Source organism: Collinsella aerofaciens, from assembly GCF_964283865.1.
In the GTDB taxonomy this organism is placed as follows: Bacteria; Actinomycetota; Coriobacteriia; order Coriobacteriales; family Coriobacteriaceae; genus Collinsella.
The window spans coordinates 24,623-41,887 of sequence record NZ_CAXYLS010000020.1 but is presented as its reverse complement, the minus strand read 5'-3'; the positions used below and the strand labels follow the sequence as shown (position 1 = coordinate 41,887).

The window sequence follows — 17,265 nt, the reverse complement described above, 5'->3', positions numbered from 1 at the left end:
GGGTGGCTGAGCCCGATGGAGTACCGCAGGAAGCTTGGATACGCCTAGGCGCGGTCCAAGAAATCGTCCGCACCCCCGTCCGGGCGCCTTTTTGGTGCAAAATAACCTGTCCTCGATGCACCATAGTTGATGGGAGGGCCATGTCGGATTCGCCTAATTTTTTGACCTATGCCCAGACGGCGTTTGACCCGTTTGAGGAACGGCCGTTCTGCGCGGTGGATAGCCTGGTCTTTGCGTGGTTGTCCTATTTGCGTTTGCCGGGTGATATGGCGGAGCTGACGAACTGGCAGGGCCTAGACGTACGCGAGCTGCTTCGTGCCGAGTGCTATCGGGACATGATTGGCGACCTGTGGGATCCAGAGGGGAGCAGGGCCTTGTTGGAGGCCGTGGCAGCAAGCCCTCGCTACCGTGGCGTGCACGTTTGCGGCTATCGTGCCGTGAGCGATGTGGTGGCGACAGAGCAGTTTGCAGCCATGGCGTTCCGGTTTCCGGCGGGGTTTAGCTATCTTTCCTTCCGGGGGACCGACAGTACGATTGTGGGCTGGAAAGAGGACTTTAACATGGCGTTCCGGTGTCCTGTGCCGGCCCAGGAATCCGCGGCGCGCTATGTGGACGAGGCGGCGGATGCGATTGACGGGCCGCTTTTGTGCGGAGGTCATTCCAAGGGTGGAAACCTTGCGGTGTACGGTGCGGCGATGTGCTCCGATGTCGCCCGTGAGCGAATCGAACGGGTGTATTCCCATGATGGTCCTGGCTTCGTCGAGGAGTTTCTGAACGGCAACGCCTTTGCCGATCTTTCCGGCCGCATCGATAAGACGCTACCTCGGTCGTCGATCTTTGGCATGATGTTCGAGACACAGGAGGACTATGCCATCGTTGAGAGCACTGAGTTCAGCCTGCTGCAGCACAATCCCTTTAGCTGGGTGGTTGATGGTCGCGACTTCGTGTACTGTGAGCGCCTGTCCGCCGGTGCTCGATACGTTGATGGCTCCATTCGCGAGATGCTGCTTGCAGTGGGGCCTGCCGAGCGCGAGCGTTTTGTAGATGCATTGTTCTCCGTGTTTGAGGCTACGGGTGCTGAGCGGTTTGCGGATATCGCTGGGAATCTGCGCGAGAGCCTGCCCGTGATGCTCCAAGCTGCACAAGGCTTTGACAAGGATACGCGACGCTTTGTCTCGCAGACCATCGTGGCAATCCTTAAGTGCGCACTGCTGCCCAAACGACCCCAGATCGACATGTCCGCTGCCGGTAAGAGTCTGGCAGAACAGCTCGAGGCTTGGCAGTCCGAGCTCCTGCGCTAGCCATTGGTGCAAAGCAACCTGTCCCAGATGCACCAATCTTCGATGCGCTCGGGGAGGGCTCGACCGCTATACTGGTTCATGCCGAAATCGATCTAGAACGGAATGCCGTATATGAAAATCAATCACGCGATTCTGCATATCCTGGACTTTGACTCTGCCGTCAACGTCATGAGCCAGCGCGAGCTCGATATCGAGAGTCGTACCGTGCGCAACTTCGTGACCACGCATCTGCGCCGCGCACGTACCTCGGCCGACAATAAACGCGCCACGTTTGCCGAGAACTCTGCGTTTGGCGGCGAGCTCAAGGGTTACTTCTTTGGCGAGCGCGAGTTCGTGGACCTGTCGCAGCAGATTGCGGAGTTTATCTCCTCCGAGCTCACCAAAGCCGAGAAAGCCGAGTCCACCGACGTGCTCGTGGCCGATTTTGACGACGATGAGGATGCCCGCTGGTTTGCCGTGATGCTGCTGGGCTCCAAGCAGGCTTTTATGCACGAAGTGGGCCGCGAGGAGGGAGAGGTGCGCAACGACATCGCGCGCCACTACGCCATTCTGCCGAACCCCTCGCAAAAGGTGCCGAGCTATGCCATCGTGCGCGCGAGTACCATGGAGATCGGCTACGTGGACAAGAAGCGCAAGATTGCCGGCGAGGACCGTATGCTTATCCCCGATGGCCTGCTGCAGTGCGACACGGGCGTATCGGGCAAGGAGGTCATCGACACCGTGACGCGTGTGGTCGAGGAAGTCGCCGAGGAGCACGGTGCCAATACGGCCGTAGCGCTCGCTAAGGTTAAGGCTGCCGTTGCCGAGAAGGTCGAGGATGACGAGGAGCTTCCGCCTTGGGATATCGTCGATGAGGTCTTTGAGGACGAACCGGTCATCAAGGAGAGCGTACGTGCGGCGCTGACCGAAGAGAAGGTGCCCGAGCGTGTGCCCGTGGAGCGCAAGCAGGTCGAGCGTGCGGCCGTGCGCAACCACAAGATTCGTACCGACACGGGCATCGAGATCAGCTTTCCGGCCGAGATGGGCTCGAACTCCGAGTACATCGAGTTCGTCAACGAACCCAACGGCCTCATCTCCATCGAGCTCAAGAATATCGGCAGCATCGAGAATCGATAAGTTGCGTTACGCCTGCAGCGAGAAAGCGAAGGCCGAAGCCTCGGATGAGGGCTTCGGCCTTTTTACTTGGGGCTTAATTTCGCTACTGGTTGAGCATAAGTCAGCGAAAACGCCCCAGAGCGAGCAAGGTGACGTGAAAGAGGAGGGCATTGACCTTTTGGTCATGCCCGACGACTGAACGTCAGATTGCCGCTCTGGGGCGTTTGCAGCGTCGGCTAGTTACGCGGTTTGGTAAAACCGCGTAACCCTACAGTTGACGTAAGCCCTCTTCCAGGCCGGTCTTGCTGTCGGTCTTCTCGTCGCGCATCTTGATGACGCGGGCGGGGACACCGGCCACGACGGCGCCGGCGGGGACGTCCTCGACGCACACGGCGCCGGCGGCAACGACGGCGCCCTTGCCTACGTGCACGCCCTCCAGAACCACGGCGTTGGCGCCGATCATGACATCGTCCTCGATGATGACGGGCGTGGCGCTGGCGGGCTCTACGACGCCTGCCAACACGGTGCCTGCGCCGATGTGGCAGTTCTTACCCACGGTGGCGCGGCCGCCCAGCACGGCGCCCATATCGATCATGGAGCCTTCGCCGATGACGGAGCCGATGTTGATGATGGCACCCATCATGATGACGGCGCGATCGCCGATCTCGACGCGGTCGCGGATGATTGCGCCCGGCTCGATGCGGGCGTTGATGCCCTTGAGGTCGAGCATGGGCACGGCGGAGTTGCGGCAGTCGTTCTCTACGTCGTAGTAGTCGATGGAATCGGCATTGGCGACCAGGATGGTCTTAAGCTCATCCCAGTTACCAAAGACGGTCTTGCCGCGATGACCGCCGTAGACGTGCGCATTGCCCCACTGGACCTTCATGCCCGGCTTTTCGCGCACGTACAGTTTGACGGGCGTTTTCTTGGGCGCGGTGGCGATGTAGTTGATAATCTCCTGTGCATCCATCTCGGCTGCGTTACTCATATGCTGTTTCTCCTTTTCGTGGATACGGTTGATACCTGGTTAGGCAAACATGACCTGGTCGAAGGTGTAGAAGCCGGGGTCGCGGGTGATGAGCTTCTGGGCGGCGGCCAGGGCGCCGTTGACAAAGATCTGGCGGCTCGTGGCACGGTGTGTGAGCGTGACCTCCTCGTCCTGGCCAAAGAAACTCACCTCGTGCACGCCGGCGACAGTGCCACCGCGCAGCGAGTGCATGCCGATCTCCTTGGGGTCGCGTGCGCCGCACATGCCCTCGCGGCCATAGACGGGGTGGTAACCTGCCTCGGGCTCGGCTTCGACGACGGCGTCGAGCAGCAGCTTCGCGGTGCCGCTGGGGGCGTCGGCCTTTTGGTTGTGGTGCGTCTCGACAATCTCGCAGTCAAAGCCGGGCAGCTCACGCGTGGCCTGTGCCACCAGATGACGCAGGGCCGCGATGCCGATGGAGTAATTGCCGGAGTGCATGACGCGGGCGTTCTGACCCAGCTCGCGCAGGCGATCCATCTGCTCGGGCGTGTAGCCCGTGGTGCCCGAGACCAACGCCGCGCCCGTGCGCTCGACATAGGCGACGACAGCATTGAAGGCCGCAACGTTCGAGAAGTCGATGATGACGTCGGCTGCTGGGGCGTTCTCGAGCTCGGACAAGTCGAAGCCGGTCTGGGCGACGATGTCAAAAACGGCCTCTCCAGCGGCGTTGACAATGCCCTCGGCGGTAGTGCGGATGAGCGAGCCCATGCGGCCCGTTCCCATAATGACGGTCTTAATCAAGCAGACCAGCTCCCTTCAAAGCATCGGTAAGTGCAGCGCGCGTGTCGTTGGCCATGGGGCACAGCGGCATACGGTAGTTTGCCTCGATCATACCCATCTGAGCGAGCGCCTCTTTGACGGGGATGGGGTTGACCTCACTAAAGAGGGCGTTGATGAGCGGCTGACCGGCAATCTGGATATCGCGGGCGCGCTCCACGTCGCCGTCCAGATAGGCACGGCACATGTCGTGCACGAGCTGCGGCTGAACGTCTGCCCACACGCTGATGGTGCCCGAGGCGCCCAGGCTCATGAGCGGCACGGTGAGTGCGTCCTCGCCCGAGTACATGCGGAAGTCGTCTGACAGCAGGTGGGCGATCTTGGCCGCGTAGGCGACGTTGCCCGAGGCCTCCTTGATGCCCATGATGTTGGGGTGCGCGGCCAGGCGCTCTACGTTGCGCTCGCTGATGCCGCAGCCGCAGCGGCCGGGGATGTTGTAGAGGATGCAAGGGATGTCCACGGCGTCGGCCACGGTCTTAAAGTGCTGGTAGATGCCCTCTTCGTTAGACTTGTTGTAGTAGGGGGTAATGAGCAGCAGACCATCGGCGCCCAGGCCCTGATAGGTGAGCGACTTAGTGAGCATGGTCTGCGTGGAGTTAGAGCCCGAGCCGGCAATAACGGGGACTCGGCCCGCAACCTGCTTGACCACTGCGGCGACAACGGAGTTGTCCTCGTCGTCGGTCATCGTGGCACTCTCTCCGGTGGTGCCCAGGGTGAGGATGGCGTCGGTGCCATTTTGCAGGTGGAAATCGATAAGGCGCTCGAGCGCGTCAAAGTCGACACTGCCGTCCTTTTTAAACGGCGTGACAAGGGCGACGATTGAACCCTCGAGATTGCGGATGTCCATGTTCTTCTCCTTCGCTTCCGCGATCTGGATGCGTTTGTTCCACTGAGCGGCGACGGCCAGGCGCTCGTCCTGAGCGCGGCGGCGGGCACTTTCGGCGCGCGACTTGGCCAGCAACTCTCGGCCGCACGGCAGCACGTCGAGCGTGGCAAAGTAGTCGCCCGGGCGCTCGGCGCGACGGATGAGGTCGGCCGAGCCATCGGGGCGCAGCAGGACCTCGGCGGAGCGCAGACGGCCGTTGTAGTTGTAGCCCATGGAGTAGCCATGCGCGCCGGTGTCGTGAATCACGAGCAGGTCGCCCATGTCGATATGCGGCAGCTCGCGGTCGATGGCGAACTTATCGTTGTTCTCGCATAGGTTGCCCGTGATGTCATAGGTGTTCGTGACGGGCGCTGTGGCCTTGTCGGCGCCGCCCGGCTGACCCATCACCGTGATGTGGTGGTAAGCGCCATACATGGCGGGACGAATGAGGTCGACGGCACTGGCGTCCACGCCGATATAGTCCTTGTAGATTTGCTTCTCGTGGATGGTCTTGGTGACCAGGCAGCCGTAGGGCCCCATCATAAAGCGGCCCATCTCGGTGCGGATGGCCACATCGCCCATGCCAGCGGGAACCAGGATCTCGTCGTATGCCGCGTGCACCCCCTCGCCGATGGCGTGAATGTCGTTGGCCTGCTGCTCGGGCAGATAGGGGATGCCGACGCCGCCGGACAGATTGATGAAGGCGACGTGTGCGCCGGTCTCGCGCTCCAAGCGCACGGCGAGCTCAAAGAGGATGCGCGCGAGCTTGGGGTAGTAGTCGTTGGTGACGGTGTTGCTGGCAAGGAATGCGTGGATGCCAAAGTTTTCGGCGCCCTTGGCCTTGAGCATGCGGAACGCCTCGAAGAGTTGCTCGGTGGTCATGCCGTACTTGGAGTCGCCCGGGTTGTCCATGATGCCGTTGGAGAGCTGGAACAGGCCGCCTGGATTAAAGCGGCAGCTGACCGTCTTGGGGATGGGCCCCGCAACACGCTCGAAGAACTCGATGTGGCTGATGTCGTCAAAGTTGACGATGGCACCCAGCTTGTCGGCGAGCTCAAAGTCGGCAGCCGGCGTGTCGTTGGACGAGAACATGATGTCGTGTCCCGTAATGCCCAGCGAGCGGGCGATCATGAGCTCGGTATAGCTCGAGCAATCGCAGCCGCAGCCGTATTCGTTGAGAATGGAGATGAGCGCCGGGTTGGGATTTGCCTTGACGGCAAAGTATTCCTTAAAGCCCGGGTTCCATGCAAAGGCGTCGCGCACTTCTTGCATGTTGCGGCGGATGCCCGCCTCGTCGTATAGATGAAATGGCGTGGGGAACTGCTCGACGATATGCTCGAGCGTTTCCTTGTCCACAAACGGCTGCTTAGCCGCGTATGCCTCGTTGGGAGTTAATGACATGTCCCGTAAACCTCGCTATCCAGACGGCGCTACCTGCGCATCGAATCCGCATAGCGTGGACCCCATGTCCGGATAGCGCTCCCGCATTGCTGCAGACAGTCCTGCGGGTGTTTCCCGCAGGCCCACCAGGTTGTTCGTGCCCGAAAAACCCAGTTCGGCGGGTTTCGCCTCCCCACGGGGTCAAAGCCTGCCGGCTCGCCCGCGGATCTTCGTGCCCGCGCCTCTATCAAGTGGTAACGACCCTACCACGTTGCACTTTACCAAACAAGAGTATTTGTATATAACGTTTAAAAAATGCAGGGATATGCTGGAAATAAGGGTGTAGCAATCTTGCGGCACAATAGATAGCAGCCGACGCGCACCTACGAAAGGAACCAATATGGCCGAGCTCCAAGAACTCCGTCGCTACCGCCGCGACTTGCACAGGATCCCGGAGCTCGACTTCGATCTTCCGCAGACGATCGCCTATATCGAGGGCGTGTTGGCACCGCTCACCTGCGATGTGACCCATCCGTGTCCCAGCTGCGTCTGCGCTTTCTTCGATGCCGGCACGGGCGCCGTGCATGCCACGGCGATTCGCGCCGACATGGACGCCCTGCCCATCGCGGAGGCAACGGGCGCGACCTTTGCCTCGACGCATCCCGGTAAGATGCATGCGTGCGGTCACGACGGTCACATGGCCATGGTGCTTGCCGCCGCGACGTATGTCGATCGTACGATTCGTGAGCAGCCGGGTGCCATCAAGCGCAACGTGCTCTTTGTGTTTCAGCCGGCCGAGGAGACGACCGGTGGCGCCAAGACGGTATGCGAGAGTGGTGTGTTCGAGCGCTATGGGGCCGACCGCATTTTTGGCTTCCATGTGTGGCCCGATCTGCCTGCCGGCACGTTGGCGAGTTGTTCCGGTCCGCTGCTGGCGCGTTCGAGCGAGACGCATATCCATATTCACGGTACGAGCATCCACATCGCTAAGACCTATGGTGTGCCGGTCGGGGAGTCGCACGATGCCGCGTTGGCGGCAGCAAAGTTTTTGGTTGCCGAGCGCGAGCTGATGGACGAGCTGGGCACCGACGAGCCCTGTATCGGTAAGTTTGGTCTGCTGCAGGCCGGTACGGTTTGTAACGCGGTGGCGGGGGAGGCCCATGTGGCCGGAAGCCTGCGTGTGTTTACGGACGACATGTTCGACCGTGCACGCGAGGGTGTGTGCCGCGTGCTTGATGAGGCATGCGCTGCAACGGGCTGCACGTACGATCTAGACTTTGCCGAGGGCTATCCGCCGGTCGACAACGACCCCGAGTTATTTGCCCGAATCGCGCCTGCTCTGCCCGAGTTACAGCTCGTGGACGAGCCGCTGCTGATTGCCGAGGATTTCGCGTTCTATCAGCGCCATCTGCCGGGCGTGTTTTTCTTGCTGGGCACGGGCGTGCCGGAGGGTCAAGAAAACCCGAGCGATTCGGATGGCTGCCCCGCCTATGCCACGAGCGCTCTGCATACCGATACCATGCTCTTTGACGAGGAAATCCTACTCAAGGGCCTCGATGTCTACAAACGATTGCTCGTGATGGAGTGACGATGAGGCGACGTCGGCAATCTGCCGTATATAGTCCGGGTGGATGCGGGTGTGGTTTGCTGCTACTTCCGGTCATTGCTGTGAGCATTGGCGTGATGTTTGTGCTTGCTGGGCTGGCTGCGGCGGCACTCGTACTGTTTATCACTGCCATCGGCGTGACGATTTGGCTCTGCCGCAATCGCGGGCAACGCCGTGCCGACGGTAAAACCAATGTCGGCTGGGTCGTATTCCTGATCACTGCGTACCCGCTGAGTGTCAGCTACCTGGTGTTCTTTGCCCTGTTGATGATCAGTGCCTTTACCGGGAAATCCGTCACGGTGGGTTGATGCGCTGCCAGCAGACGGTCACGCAAAGTGCGTTTGCTCGGCGTCTGGATAGCTGCATTGGCCGTTTACCGCAACCTTAGCTCTCAGCTAATGAATTCAAATTCAATCCTTCCTACGATGTGCTGTGTGCCGGCACGGTAGCCGGATCGTAGGAAGGATGAATAATGGCAAAAGAGGGAAAGAAGCCGATCGGCAAGATTGTCCTAGGCGTCATCGTGGTGCTGGTTATCGTCGGTGCCGTGGGCTCTATGGGTGGCAATTCAACCGATTCGTCTGCGAGCGATTCGGCAAAACCTGCCGAGACGACACAGCAGGCTGAGGAGCAAAAAGAACCGCAAGAACCGTATACCATTGCTGACGAGGCTGAAGACACCTCCAATCAGTTTGCCTATAAGATCACGGGCACGCTGACCAATAACACGGACAAGGAAAAGAGCTACATTCAGATTGAGTATGTTCTGTATGATGCCGATGGCAACCAGGTTGGAACGGCTCTTGCAAACACCAATCATCTGAAGGCGGGCGGCTCCTGGAAGTTCGAGGCGCTGGGTACGGTGTCTCCCGACCAGGTTGCTAGCTGGGAGCGTTCGGACGTAAGCGGTTTCTAGCATGTTGCATGCACTGGGGGAGGTGAAGTCGTATGCCCGATAAAAAGCTGACCGAGGAGTTGCTCAATGAGCTTCTCGATGCGCCGAACATCGATGGCTATATCAGGGAGCACGACTTTGCCGCCCCGTCGCTTTCGGACTACCTGAAGCAGCTGCTGCAGGAAAAGGGCTTGGAGCGTTCGCGCGTGGTGCGTATGGCCGACCTCAACGAGACCTTTGGCTATCAGATCTTTACTGGTTCGCGCAATCCGAGTCGCAATAAGGTGCTGCAGATTGCCTTTGCGATGGCGCTGACGCTCAAAGAGACCAACCGTGCACTGACGGCTGCCGGGGTAAGCGTCCTTAACTGCAGGGATCGCCGTGATGCGATTATCATCTTTTGCATCGATCGCGGGTGCAGCCTCCAAAAGGTCAACGAGGAGCTGTATCGCTTTGGCGAGGAGACGGTGAGTTAGCGGCTGATATCTGAGCCGGCGGAGCTGCCGAACAACGATGCAAACGAACGGGGCGCGGATGCCATGGGGTGTCTGCGCCCTGCGCTATGATGGAGGCTATGGATACTCAGATCACAACATATTCCGATGACGAGCTGACCGCAGCGCTTGCCGAACATCTGGCGTCGCTCGATCGCGACGACAGCTATCGCGTGGAGCGTGTACTTAAGCGCTCGTCCGTTGAAACAACCGAGCTCGTGTACTTTGAAGGAACCGGTGGTGGTTCGCTCGGCCCCTTTGTCCGTAAACGCATCGATGCCTCGGCTCAAATCGGCGGGGCATACGAGCGTCTGTTTGCCGCTCAGCGGGCAGGCAGGCGTTTTGAGCACCTGCCCAGAATCGTCGATTGTCGTCGTGTGGGCGACGAGCTCAACGTGGTTATGGAATACATCGAAGGGGAGACGCTCGGGGTGCTGGTGGACCGTCTGGGAGCCACCCCCGATTATGCGCGTGAATTGTATCCTGCCCTATGCGATGCCGTGGGCGAGCTCCACGCCGGTTTTGCAATGGCGGGGGAGACGTCGGCGCCGGTGATCCATCGCGACCTCAAACCGTCGAATATCATCGTGACGGGTGCGAACTGTACGCTCGATGAGGGCCTGACGTTTTCGTCGCTGGTGATTATCGACTTGGGGATCGCGCGCGTATGGCGCGATGGCGCCGATGCCGACACCGTCAAGTTTGGCACGCGACCCTATGCGCCGCCCGAGCAGTATGGGTTTGGGCAGACGAGTGTGCGCAGCGACGTCTACGCACTTGGCGCCCTGTTGTTCTTCTGCTTGACGGGAGTCGACCCTAAACCAGGGCTCGACATGCGCGAGCAATGCGAGGCGCGTGGCATTCCCACTCCACTTGCCGATGCCGTCTGCATGTCGATGGCGCTCGACCCGGCCAAGCGTTTTGCGAGTGCGGAAGCGTTGGGACGGGCGACGCGCTCGGCATACGATCTGAGCCGCCCCGTGCGGCCTCCTACACCTGCGCCTGTCCGTACTCCGGCCTCGGAGACGGTGTTGACGCTCCAAGGGCTCCAGAACCCCGCAGGGCTTCCTAGGCCTGCCGCCTCCGCTGCATGCGGTCTGCTCTCTCGCGTTCCGGAGTCTCTGGGGCGCATTTGGAATGCGCTCGTCTGCTTCTCGCTACTTGTGTTCTTTGCCGGAAGTCACTTTGCCGTCTTTCACCCCACGGGAGCAAACCAAAGCTACCCGACGTGGCTTCTCATAATCGAGTATTTTTTCTTTGTCGATGGCCTTATGGTGCTTATGCATTTTGCGCTGCTCGATAAGCGCCGTCTTCGTCGGCGATTCGCACTGCTCGACAGCCATCGCGGCAAGAAACTCGCGAAACTCTGGCTCAAGGCATTGGGTGTGCTGCTCCTATGCATGATCGTCATAGTCGCGATTGCCAATGCGACCGGCGTCGTCGATACCTCCGCTACCTAAAAGAAAAGGGCCCCATTGGGGCCCTTTGCAGTTGCGCTTAGATGCGGTTCATCTGAGCGGCGACTTTGTTGTACCAGTCCTGCCACGTGGGCGGGCAGTACTTTTTGGCCGCTGCCGGGGTAAGGGTGGAGCCGTAGTTGGCGCCCAGATAGGCAACGTGAGCGGAGATGCCCTCGCTCCAGCTGCCAAAGCTGCGCCAACCGCCGCCACGGGCACTCCAGCCCCAGGCGTTGTAAGAATTGGCGCAATAAGCACCCTTGGTGCTCTCGATGCAGGCGATGGCGGGGGACCAACGGGGGTCGACACCGGTATTCCAAGCGGCGACGGCAAAGTTATAGCCCTGGCCTGCCATGGGGGAGCCGGCGAGATAATTGTCGATGCGGCTCGTCCACTCATTAATGAACGAATCGTAATCGGAGCTACCGGTATTGGCGTTGTTCACCGTGGTGTCGATGGTGGTGTTGGTGTTGGTGGCCTGGCTGCTGGAATTGCTGCCGCTTACGCCCTCGCCCGAGATCTTCTCGGCGGCAGCGGCCTTATCGGCCTCAAGCTTGGCAAGCTCGGCGGCATTTTCCTGCTCGGCTTTTGCCTGTGCCTCGCTGCGGAGCTGCTGGGCCTGAGCCAACGCATCCTCGGCGTTTTTCTGCTCTGCCTCAAGCTGAGACTTGGCCTGCTGGAGCTCAGCCTTGTTCTGCTCGAGTTCGGTTTGCATGTTATTAAGCTGTTCGATCTCGTCGACGCTCGAGCTCGTGATCTGGTTGGTGTATTTGCAGGTCGTGATGAACTCACCCAGGCTCTGCGCGTTGACCAGGAAGCTCACGATGGGGTTGGTGCCCTTCTGATACTTGTACAGATCGCGCATGGCGGAGCTTGCTTTGGCCTGCTGCTCGGGAAGCTTAGCCTCGATTTCCTCGATGCTTGCCTCATTGGAGTCAATCTGCTTTTGCAGGTCATCGAGTTTGGTGCGGGCGTCGTTGTAGGCGCTCGTGGCGGCTTCGATCTTCTGCTGGGCTGCGGAAAGCTGGTCCTGCGTTGCCTGCGAGGCGGCATACGCCGCAACGGGGGAGAGCATCGGCGTGGCCGTCAGCGCAACGGCGAGCGCGGCGCTCGTGATGATACGAGCCGGCTTCGACGCAATGAGCGCTGCGGCGCGATGATTCGAATGCTGCATCCAGTCCCTCTGCAATCAATCGTAGGTTATGGTTCGAACGGTATTCTACTACTGCTTTCGACCTCAACTTGAACCTTAAAGGTTCTAAAGGGTCAAGTTGAACTTGAGGCTTTGGCCTTGACCTGCGGGAATGGTGAATTGTTGAGAAACCATAGAGTTCAACTTTAACGTTACGGAACCCTGTCGAGAGGGTTTTTGTTTATCAAAAGTCGCCTCATGTGGGGTTTTGCAACTACAGGGTCCCATCACGGCGAGGGCGGATTTCATGCTGGATAATTGCGCTGATTGCCATAGATACGGTGGAGCTTTGGGCGCCGGCGGTTTGGCACGCTAGAATAAATCAGTTGCGCAAAGACCGCCCGTTGTGTGGGCAGTTCATGATAGGAAGTTTCCATGGCATTGCAGTTTACAGAGCGCGAGTTTATTCCCGTGCTGCTCGGTGGCGACATCAACGCCTATTCGGTGGCGCGCGCCTTCTACGAGGAGTACCAGGTCAAGAGCCTGGTCTTTGGCAAGTACCAGACGGGTCCCGCGTACCGCAGCCAGATTATCGACTACACGCCCAACGTGGATATCGATACCATGCCCGTGATGCTCAGGACCGTCAACGGCATTGCCCAAGCGCATGCCGATAAGACGATTGTTCTTGTGGGCTGTGGCGATAACTATGTTGCCCTCGTGGCTCAGGCCAAGGATGCCCATGAGTTGGCGGATAACATCGTCGCGCCTTACGCTCCCTACAGCATGCTTGAGCAGTGTCAGAAGAAGGAGATCTTCTACGAGCTGTGCGAGAAGCATGGCGTGCCCTATCCGCATACCTTTACCTTCACCATGGCGATGCTGAACGCCCAAGGCGAGGCACCTGCCGAAGTGCTCGACCAGATCGATTTTCCTTACCCGATGATTCTGAAGCCTTCTGACGGCATCATGTGGTGGCAGCACGAGTTCGAGGGCCAGAAAAAGGCCTATGAGATTGCCGACCGTGCCGAGCTGGAACAGGTCATTCGCGACTCGTATGCCAGCGGCTACACCGACGACCTGATCTTGCAGGATCGCGTGCCCGGCAATGACGAGTACATGCGCGTGCTCACCAGTTATTCCGACCGCAACGGCAAGGTGCGCATGATGTGCCTGGGTCACGTGCTGCTCGAGGAGCATCAGCCTCACGGTGTCGGCAACCACGCCTGTATCATCACCGAGCCCAATGACGAGCTCATGGGCGGCGTGCGCAAGTTGCTCGAGGACCTTCACTTTGTGGGTTATTCCAACTTTGACGTTAAGTACGACGAACGCGACGGCTCGTTTAAGTTCTTCGATTTCAACACGCGCCAAGGTCGCAGCAACTACTACGTCACTAACAGCGGCTTTAACGTTGCCAAGTATGTGGTGGACGAGTATGTGTTCAACCGCCCGTTTGAGCCGGAGTTTGTGACGGCGCAGGACGAGGCGCTGTGGATGGTCGTTCCCATGGGCGTCGTCGACAAGTACGTCAAGGATCCCGAGCTGCGCGCTAAGGTGCATCGCCTGGACAAGGAAGGCAAGGGCGCCGACCCTTCGTTTATGAAGGGCGACTTTGTCTTTAACCGCTGGCTGCGCATGTGGCACACCAAGCTGCGCCACTTTAAGCTGTTCAAGACGTATTACAAGTAGATGAGTGCGGCGCCCGTCCGGTTTACATCGGGCGGGCGCGGGTATGATACGCGCAATTGCGCAAGCGTCACCAAGGAGGCGGCGATGGAAAAGCTGGGAGTTATCGGCGGCATGGGCGCCGAGGCCACGTCGTATTACTACGACCAGGTGGTGCGCCATACGGCTGCTGCCTGCGATCAGGAACATATCGACATGGTGGTGCTCTCCAAGTCGACCATGCCCGACCGCACGCTTGCCATTAAGACCGGCGAGCATGCCAAGCTGCTGGCGACCATGAAAGAGTGTGCCCAGGCACTCGAGTCGCTGGGCTGTGCGCACATTGCCATTCCCTGCAACACGTCGCACTACTTCTACGACCAGATCCAGTCGTTTACGAAGGTGCCGATTATCCACATGCCGCGTGAGTCGGTGCGCTATGCCCTTGCGGGTGCGGTGATGGGGGAGTGCGAGTTCGACCCCAACCTGAGTATGCCGGCCGAGCCGGTGCACAAGATTGGCATTATGGGCACCGACGGAACCGTGGGCGCGGGCGTCTACGGCCGCGAATGCGAGGCTGCGGGTGTTGAGGTCGTCTATCCCAGCGAGAAACGTCAGAACGATGTGATGTCGCTTATCTACGATGATGTGAAAGCCGGACGTGAGCCCGATATGGATAAGTTCGACCGCGTGATGTGGGAGTTCGCCCGTAGCGGCTGCGACCGTGTCATTCTGGCCTGCACCGAGCTATCGGTGCTGCAGAAGTATCGAGAGATGCCCGAGATCACCCTCGATGCCATGGATGTCCTGGTGCGCGAATCCATCATCCGCAGCGGCGCCCCCTACCGCCTCTAGCTTCCGACCTGTCAAAAAGGGACAGGTTAATTTTGGTAGGTTTTATCTGATGAAACAGTAAAGGCCTCGGCTCGTTTGGTGCGAGCCGAGGCCTTTTGCGTTGGGCGGTTGCTGCCGGTGGCGAACTAGAACAGGAAGCCGATGGCGATGAGGGCGATGCTGACGATGAGCACGGCGATGTCCAGGCCTTTGATGGAGTAGCGCTTGTACGAGCTGGCGCGTGTACGCAGATAGAAGCCGCGCTGTTCTGCCGCCAAGGCTGTGGCATCGGTCTTGCCCACGCTCGAGATGAGCAGTGGCACGCACAGTGGCAGCATGAGCTTAAGCTTCTTGATGGGGTTCTTGGTGTCGTACTCGACGCCGCGTGCGGTCTGCGCTTCCATGATGGCGTTCATCTCCTGACCAAACACCGGCACAAAGCGTAGCGCCGTGGTAAAGGTGAAGGCATAGCGATACGGCACGTGCAGCACCTCGACGCAGGCGTTGGCAAGGTCGTTGAGCTTGGTCACTATGAGCATGAGGATGAGCGGTAACGCCACACCCAGCAGGCGCAGACAGGCCTTCGATCCTGTGATGAGGCCCGTGTCGGTGATAAAGCCCCACACAACGTTGCCATCGCGCATAAAGGCCAGCTGGAGCACCAGCATGATAAGCGCGAGCGGAATCAGCAACTTGAGCAGCGAGAACAGACGGTCGACGACACCGGCATAGGCACCCAGCGCAAGGGTGAGTGCCAAAAAGCCCAGCAGCGCCACGTAGGTGTCGGACAAGAAGATGCCGACGATGATGGCGGCGGCGAGGCCCAGTTTGACGACGGGGTTCAGGCGATGCAGTAGCGTATCGCCCGGCATGTAGTCGATGACGTTAACCACGGCGGACCATCTCCTTGGTAATTCGAACGACATCGGTGACCTCGCTCACCTGCGCAAAAGCGGGCGAGACGGAAGATGCCAGACGGCGCGAGAGTTCAATAACCTGGGGAGGCTCCACGTAGGCACGCCGCATGAGATCGATGTTCGAGAATAGCTCGTGCGTGCGGCCGCGGCCGAGGATGCGACCGTCGGCCATTACTACGATACGCTCGGCAAAATCCGAGACGACTTCCATATCGTGGCAGACCATAATCACGGCGCAACCGCGCTCGGCCATGGTGCGCACTGTTTCCATGACGGTCATGCACTCGCGGTAATCAAGGCCGCTCGTGGGCTCGTCGAGCACGACGATCTTGGGCTCAACCACTACGACGGAGGCAAGCGCCACCATTTGTCGCTGGCCGCGCGAAAGCGAGAAAGGTGCCTCATCGGCAGGCAGGCCAAAGCGGTCGATAACAAGTTGAGCACGACGCAGAGCCTCGGCACGGTCGATGCCGGCAAGCTCCAGGCCAAAAGCGACCTCGTCGAGTACGGTATCCTTGCAGATCTGGCGGTCGGGGTTTTGGAAGAGGGTTGCGACTTCGCGGGCGATGCGGCTCGTGGGAACGGCTGCGGTGTCCAGCCCCGTAACGCGCACGCTGCCCGAGGCGGGCTTAAGCAGGCCTGTGAGCAGCTTGGTGAGCGTGGTCTTGCCGGCACCGTTCTGGCCGACGATGCCCACGAGCTCGCCGGGATAGAGGGTCAGGTTGAGGTCGTGTACGGCGGCGCCGCCATTGGGATAGGCAAACTCAACGTGATCGAAGGTGAGCACGGGCTCGGCGTCCTTGGCGTGCGGGCGCAACGACGGTGCATGCGGGGAGCCGGCGGGCGCCTGGGCTTCGCTGGCCGCGTGTGCGGGGTCGACAATGCCCGAAATCAGGCGCTCGGCCTCATCGACATCCAAGCAAGGGGTACCGCTTACCAGGCCATCGGCCTCGAGGCTATTGAAGATACGCGTGACGCGAGGGCAGTCGACGCCGATGGCACGGAGCTCGTCGGTATGCGCGAAGACCTCGTGTGGTTCGCCCTGCAGCGCGATTTCGCCATGGTTGAGCACGAGCACGCGGTTGCAGTACTCCGAGAGCAGGGCGACCTTTTGCTCAACGACGACGATGGTGATTCCAAGTGCGCGGTTTGCCTCACGCAGCGTCTCGAAGACCAGCGTGGAGCTGGCAGGGTCGAGTGCCGCGGTGGGCTCGTCGAGAACCAAGACGCGCGGACGCATAGCGAGAATGGCGGCGATGGCTACCTTTTGCTTCTGTCCGCCCGAGAGGGTGGCAATCTCGCGGTCGCGCAGGTCGCTGATGCCGACGGTCTCGAGCGTTTCGCTCACGCGCTGCTCGATCTGGTCATGGGGGACGCCAAAGTTCTCGAGGCCAAAGAGCATCTCGTCCTCGACGACCGAGGCGACCATTTGCGTGTCGATATCCTGCAGCACGCTGCCGACGATCTGCGATACATCGGTGAGCGAGACCTCGCAGGTGTCGTGGCCGTCCACGGTGACGGAGCCAAAAAAGGTGCCGGTGTAGTGGTGAGGCACGGCGCCCGAGAGGCAGGCGGCAAGTGTGGACTTGCCGGCGCCCGAAGGACCGATAATGCCGATGAAATCGCCCTGATGCACATTAAACGACACGTGGGCGAGCGCGGGCTCGGGTGCGCTGCCATATGAGAACGAGACGTCATCGACGCTGATGATCGTTTCCATGAATACCTTTCATAGTCGTTGGGGACGTTCTTACATGACTAGTCGTTAAAGAACGTCCCCAAGAGCTAGTTGTTTGGGACAGTCTTTACCGATGGGA

General features: G+C 59.9%; 15 protein-coding genes and 1 riboswitch. Of the genes, 9 read left to right on the top strand and 6 right to left on the bottom strand.

Features of this window, described 5'->3' with window-relative positions; translation table 11 throughout:
- Positions 1-140: 140 nt before the first annotated feature.
- Together ACRX4W_RS08965 and ACRX4W_RS08960 are read left to right on the top strand one after the other, a co-directional pair.
- The gene (locus ACRX4W_RS08965; RefSeq protein ID WP_432300150.1) at positions 141-1,301 is read left to right on the top strand and encodes an Mbeg1-like protein; all 1,161 of its coding nucleotides are present in this window, start codon (positions 141-143) and stop codon (positions 1,299-1,301) included.
- A 111-nt stretch (positions 1,302-1,412) separates the two neighbouring features.
- The gene (locus ACRX4W_RS08960) at positions 1,413-2,417 is read left to right on the top strand and encodes a nucleoid-associated protein (RefSeq protein ID WP_022094136.1); all 1,005 of its coding nucleotides are present in this window, start codon (positions 1,413-1,415) and stop codon (positions 2,415-2,417) included.
- 247 nt (positions 2,418-2,664) lie between these two features.
- Here ACRX4W_RS08960 and dapD read toward each other — a convergent pair whose 3' ends face one another.
- Genes dapD through dapA form a run of 3 tightly spaced genes read right to left on the bottom strand, consistent with a single transcriptional unit; the run spans position 2,665 to position 6,466 of the window.
- Entirely contained in the window at positions 2,665-3,384 is a 720-nt protein-coding gene (gene dapD / locus ACRX4W_RS08955) for a 2,3,4,5-tetrahydropyridine-2,6-dicarboxylate N-acetyltransferase (RefSeq protein WP_118267252.1), read from the bottom strand.
- Positions 3,385-3,423: 39 nt separating this feature from the next.
- Positions 3,424-4,164, bottom strand: a complete 741-nt coding sequence (gene dapB / locus ACRX4W_RS08950) for a 4-hydroxy-tetrahydrodipicolinate reductase (RefSeq protein ID WP_432300148.1) — start codon at positions 4,162-4,164, stop codon at positions 3,424-3,426.
- On the bottom strand, positions 4,157-6,466 hold the full coding sequence (gene dapA, locus ACRX4W_RS08945; protein WP_432300146.1) for a 4-hydroxy-tetrahydrodipicolinate synthase: 2,310 nt from the start codon (positions 6,464-6,466) through the stop codon (positions 4,157-4,159). The genes dapB and dapA overlap by 8 nt, the downstream gene beginning before the upstream one ends.
- A 65-nt stretch (positions 6,467-6,531) precedes the next feature.
- A riboswitch (Lysine riboswitch) is annotated at positions 6,532-6,700 on the bottom strand.
- Positions 6,701-6,845: 145 nt separating this feature from the next.
- Between dapA and ACRX4W_RS08940 the strand changes: the two genes are divergently transcribed.
- The 5 genes from ACRX4W_RS08940 (at position 6,846) to ACRX4W_RS08920 (ending at position 10,900) form a co-directional block, all read left to right on the top strand.
- A complete protein-coding gene (locus ACRX4W_RS08940; RefSeq protein WP_432300144.1) occupies positions 6,846-8,033 on the top strand; it encodes an N-acetyldiaminopimelate deacetylase in 1,188 nt (395 codons plus the stop codon).
- A 56-nt stretch (positions 8,034-8,089) separates the two neighbouring features.
- Positions 8,090-8,359 (top strand): hypothetical protein, encoded by a 270-nt coding sequence (locus tag ACRX4W_RS08935; RefSeq protein WP_161194564.1) that lies wholly within the window; start codon positions 8,090-8,092, stop codon positions 8,357-8,359.
- A 164-nt stretch (positions 8,360-8,523) separates the two neighbouring features.
- Positions 8,524-8,967: an FxLYD domain-containing protein gene (locus ACRX4W_RS08930; RefSeq protein WP_117766151.1), complete on the top strand. Its 444-nt coding sequence runs from the start codon at positions 8,524-8,526 to the stop codon at positions 8,965-8,967.
- Positions 8,968-8,999: 32 nt separating this feature from the next.
- Positions 9,000-9,422, top strand: a complete 423-nt coding sequence (locus tag ACRX4W_RS08925) for an XRE family transcriptional regulator (RefSeq protein WP_432300142.1) — start codon at positions 9,000-9,002, stop codon at positions 9,420-9,422.
- Positions 9,423-9,520: 98 nt separating this feature from the next.
- On the top strand, positions 9,521-10,900 hold the full coding sequence (locus ACRX4W_RS08920) for a serine/threonine protein kinase (RefSeq protein WP_161194562.1): 1,380 nt from the start codon (positions 9,521-9,523) through the stop codon (positions 10,898-10,900).
- 37 nt (positions 10,901-10,937) lie between these two features.
- Here the strand turns inward: ACRX4W_RS08920 and ACRX4W_RS08915 are convergent, their stop codons facing one another.
- Entirely contained in the window at positions 10,938-12,071 is a 1,134-nt protein-coding gene (locus ACRX4W_RS08915; protein WP_432300140.1) for a coiled-coil domain-containing protein, read from the bottom strand.
- Between the two features lie 393 nt (positions 12,072-12,464).
- Here ACRX4W_RS08915 and ACRX4W_RS08910 point away from each other — a divergent pair, with 393 nt between their 5' ends.
- Both ACRX4W_RS08910 and ACRX4W_RS08905 read left to right on the top strand, forming a co-directional pair.
- On the top strand, positions 12,465-13,721 hold the full coding sequence (locus ACRX4W_RS08910; protein WP_099431498.1) for a carboxylate--amine ligase: 1,257 nt from the start codon (positions 12,465-12,467) through the stop codon (positions 13,719-13,721).
- 84 nt (positions 13,722-13,805) lie between these two features.
- Entirely contained in the window at positions 13,806-14,552 is a 747-nt protein-coding gene (locus ACRX4W_RS08905; RefSeq protein ID WP_055287235.1) for an aspartate/glutamate racemase family protein, read from the top strand.
- Between the two features lie 125 nt (positions 14,553-14,677).
- On the opposite strand, the gene ACRX4W_RS08900 is transcribed toward ACRX4W_RS08905, so the two are convergent.
- Both ACRX4W_RS08900 and ACRX4W_RS08895 read right to left on the bottom strand, forming a co-directional pair.
- Entirely contained in the window at positions 14,678-15,424 is a 747-nt protein-coding gene (locus ACRX4W_RS08900) for a CbiQ family ECF transporter T component (protein WP_161194559.1), read from the bottom strand.
- Complete coding sequence (locus tag ACRX4W_RS08895) at positions 15,417-17,168, bottom strand: ABC transporter ATP-binding protein (RefSeq protein ID WP_161194558.1); 1,752 nt, start codon at positions 17,166-17,168, stop codon at positions 15,417-15,419. The genes ACRX4W_RS08900 and ACRX4W_RS08895 overlap by 8 nt, the downstream gene beginning before the upstream one ends.
- Positions 17,169-17,265 lie beyond the last annotated feature (97 nt).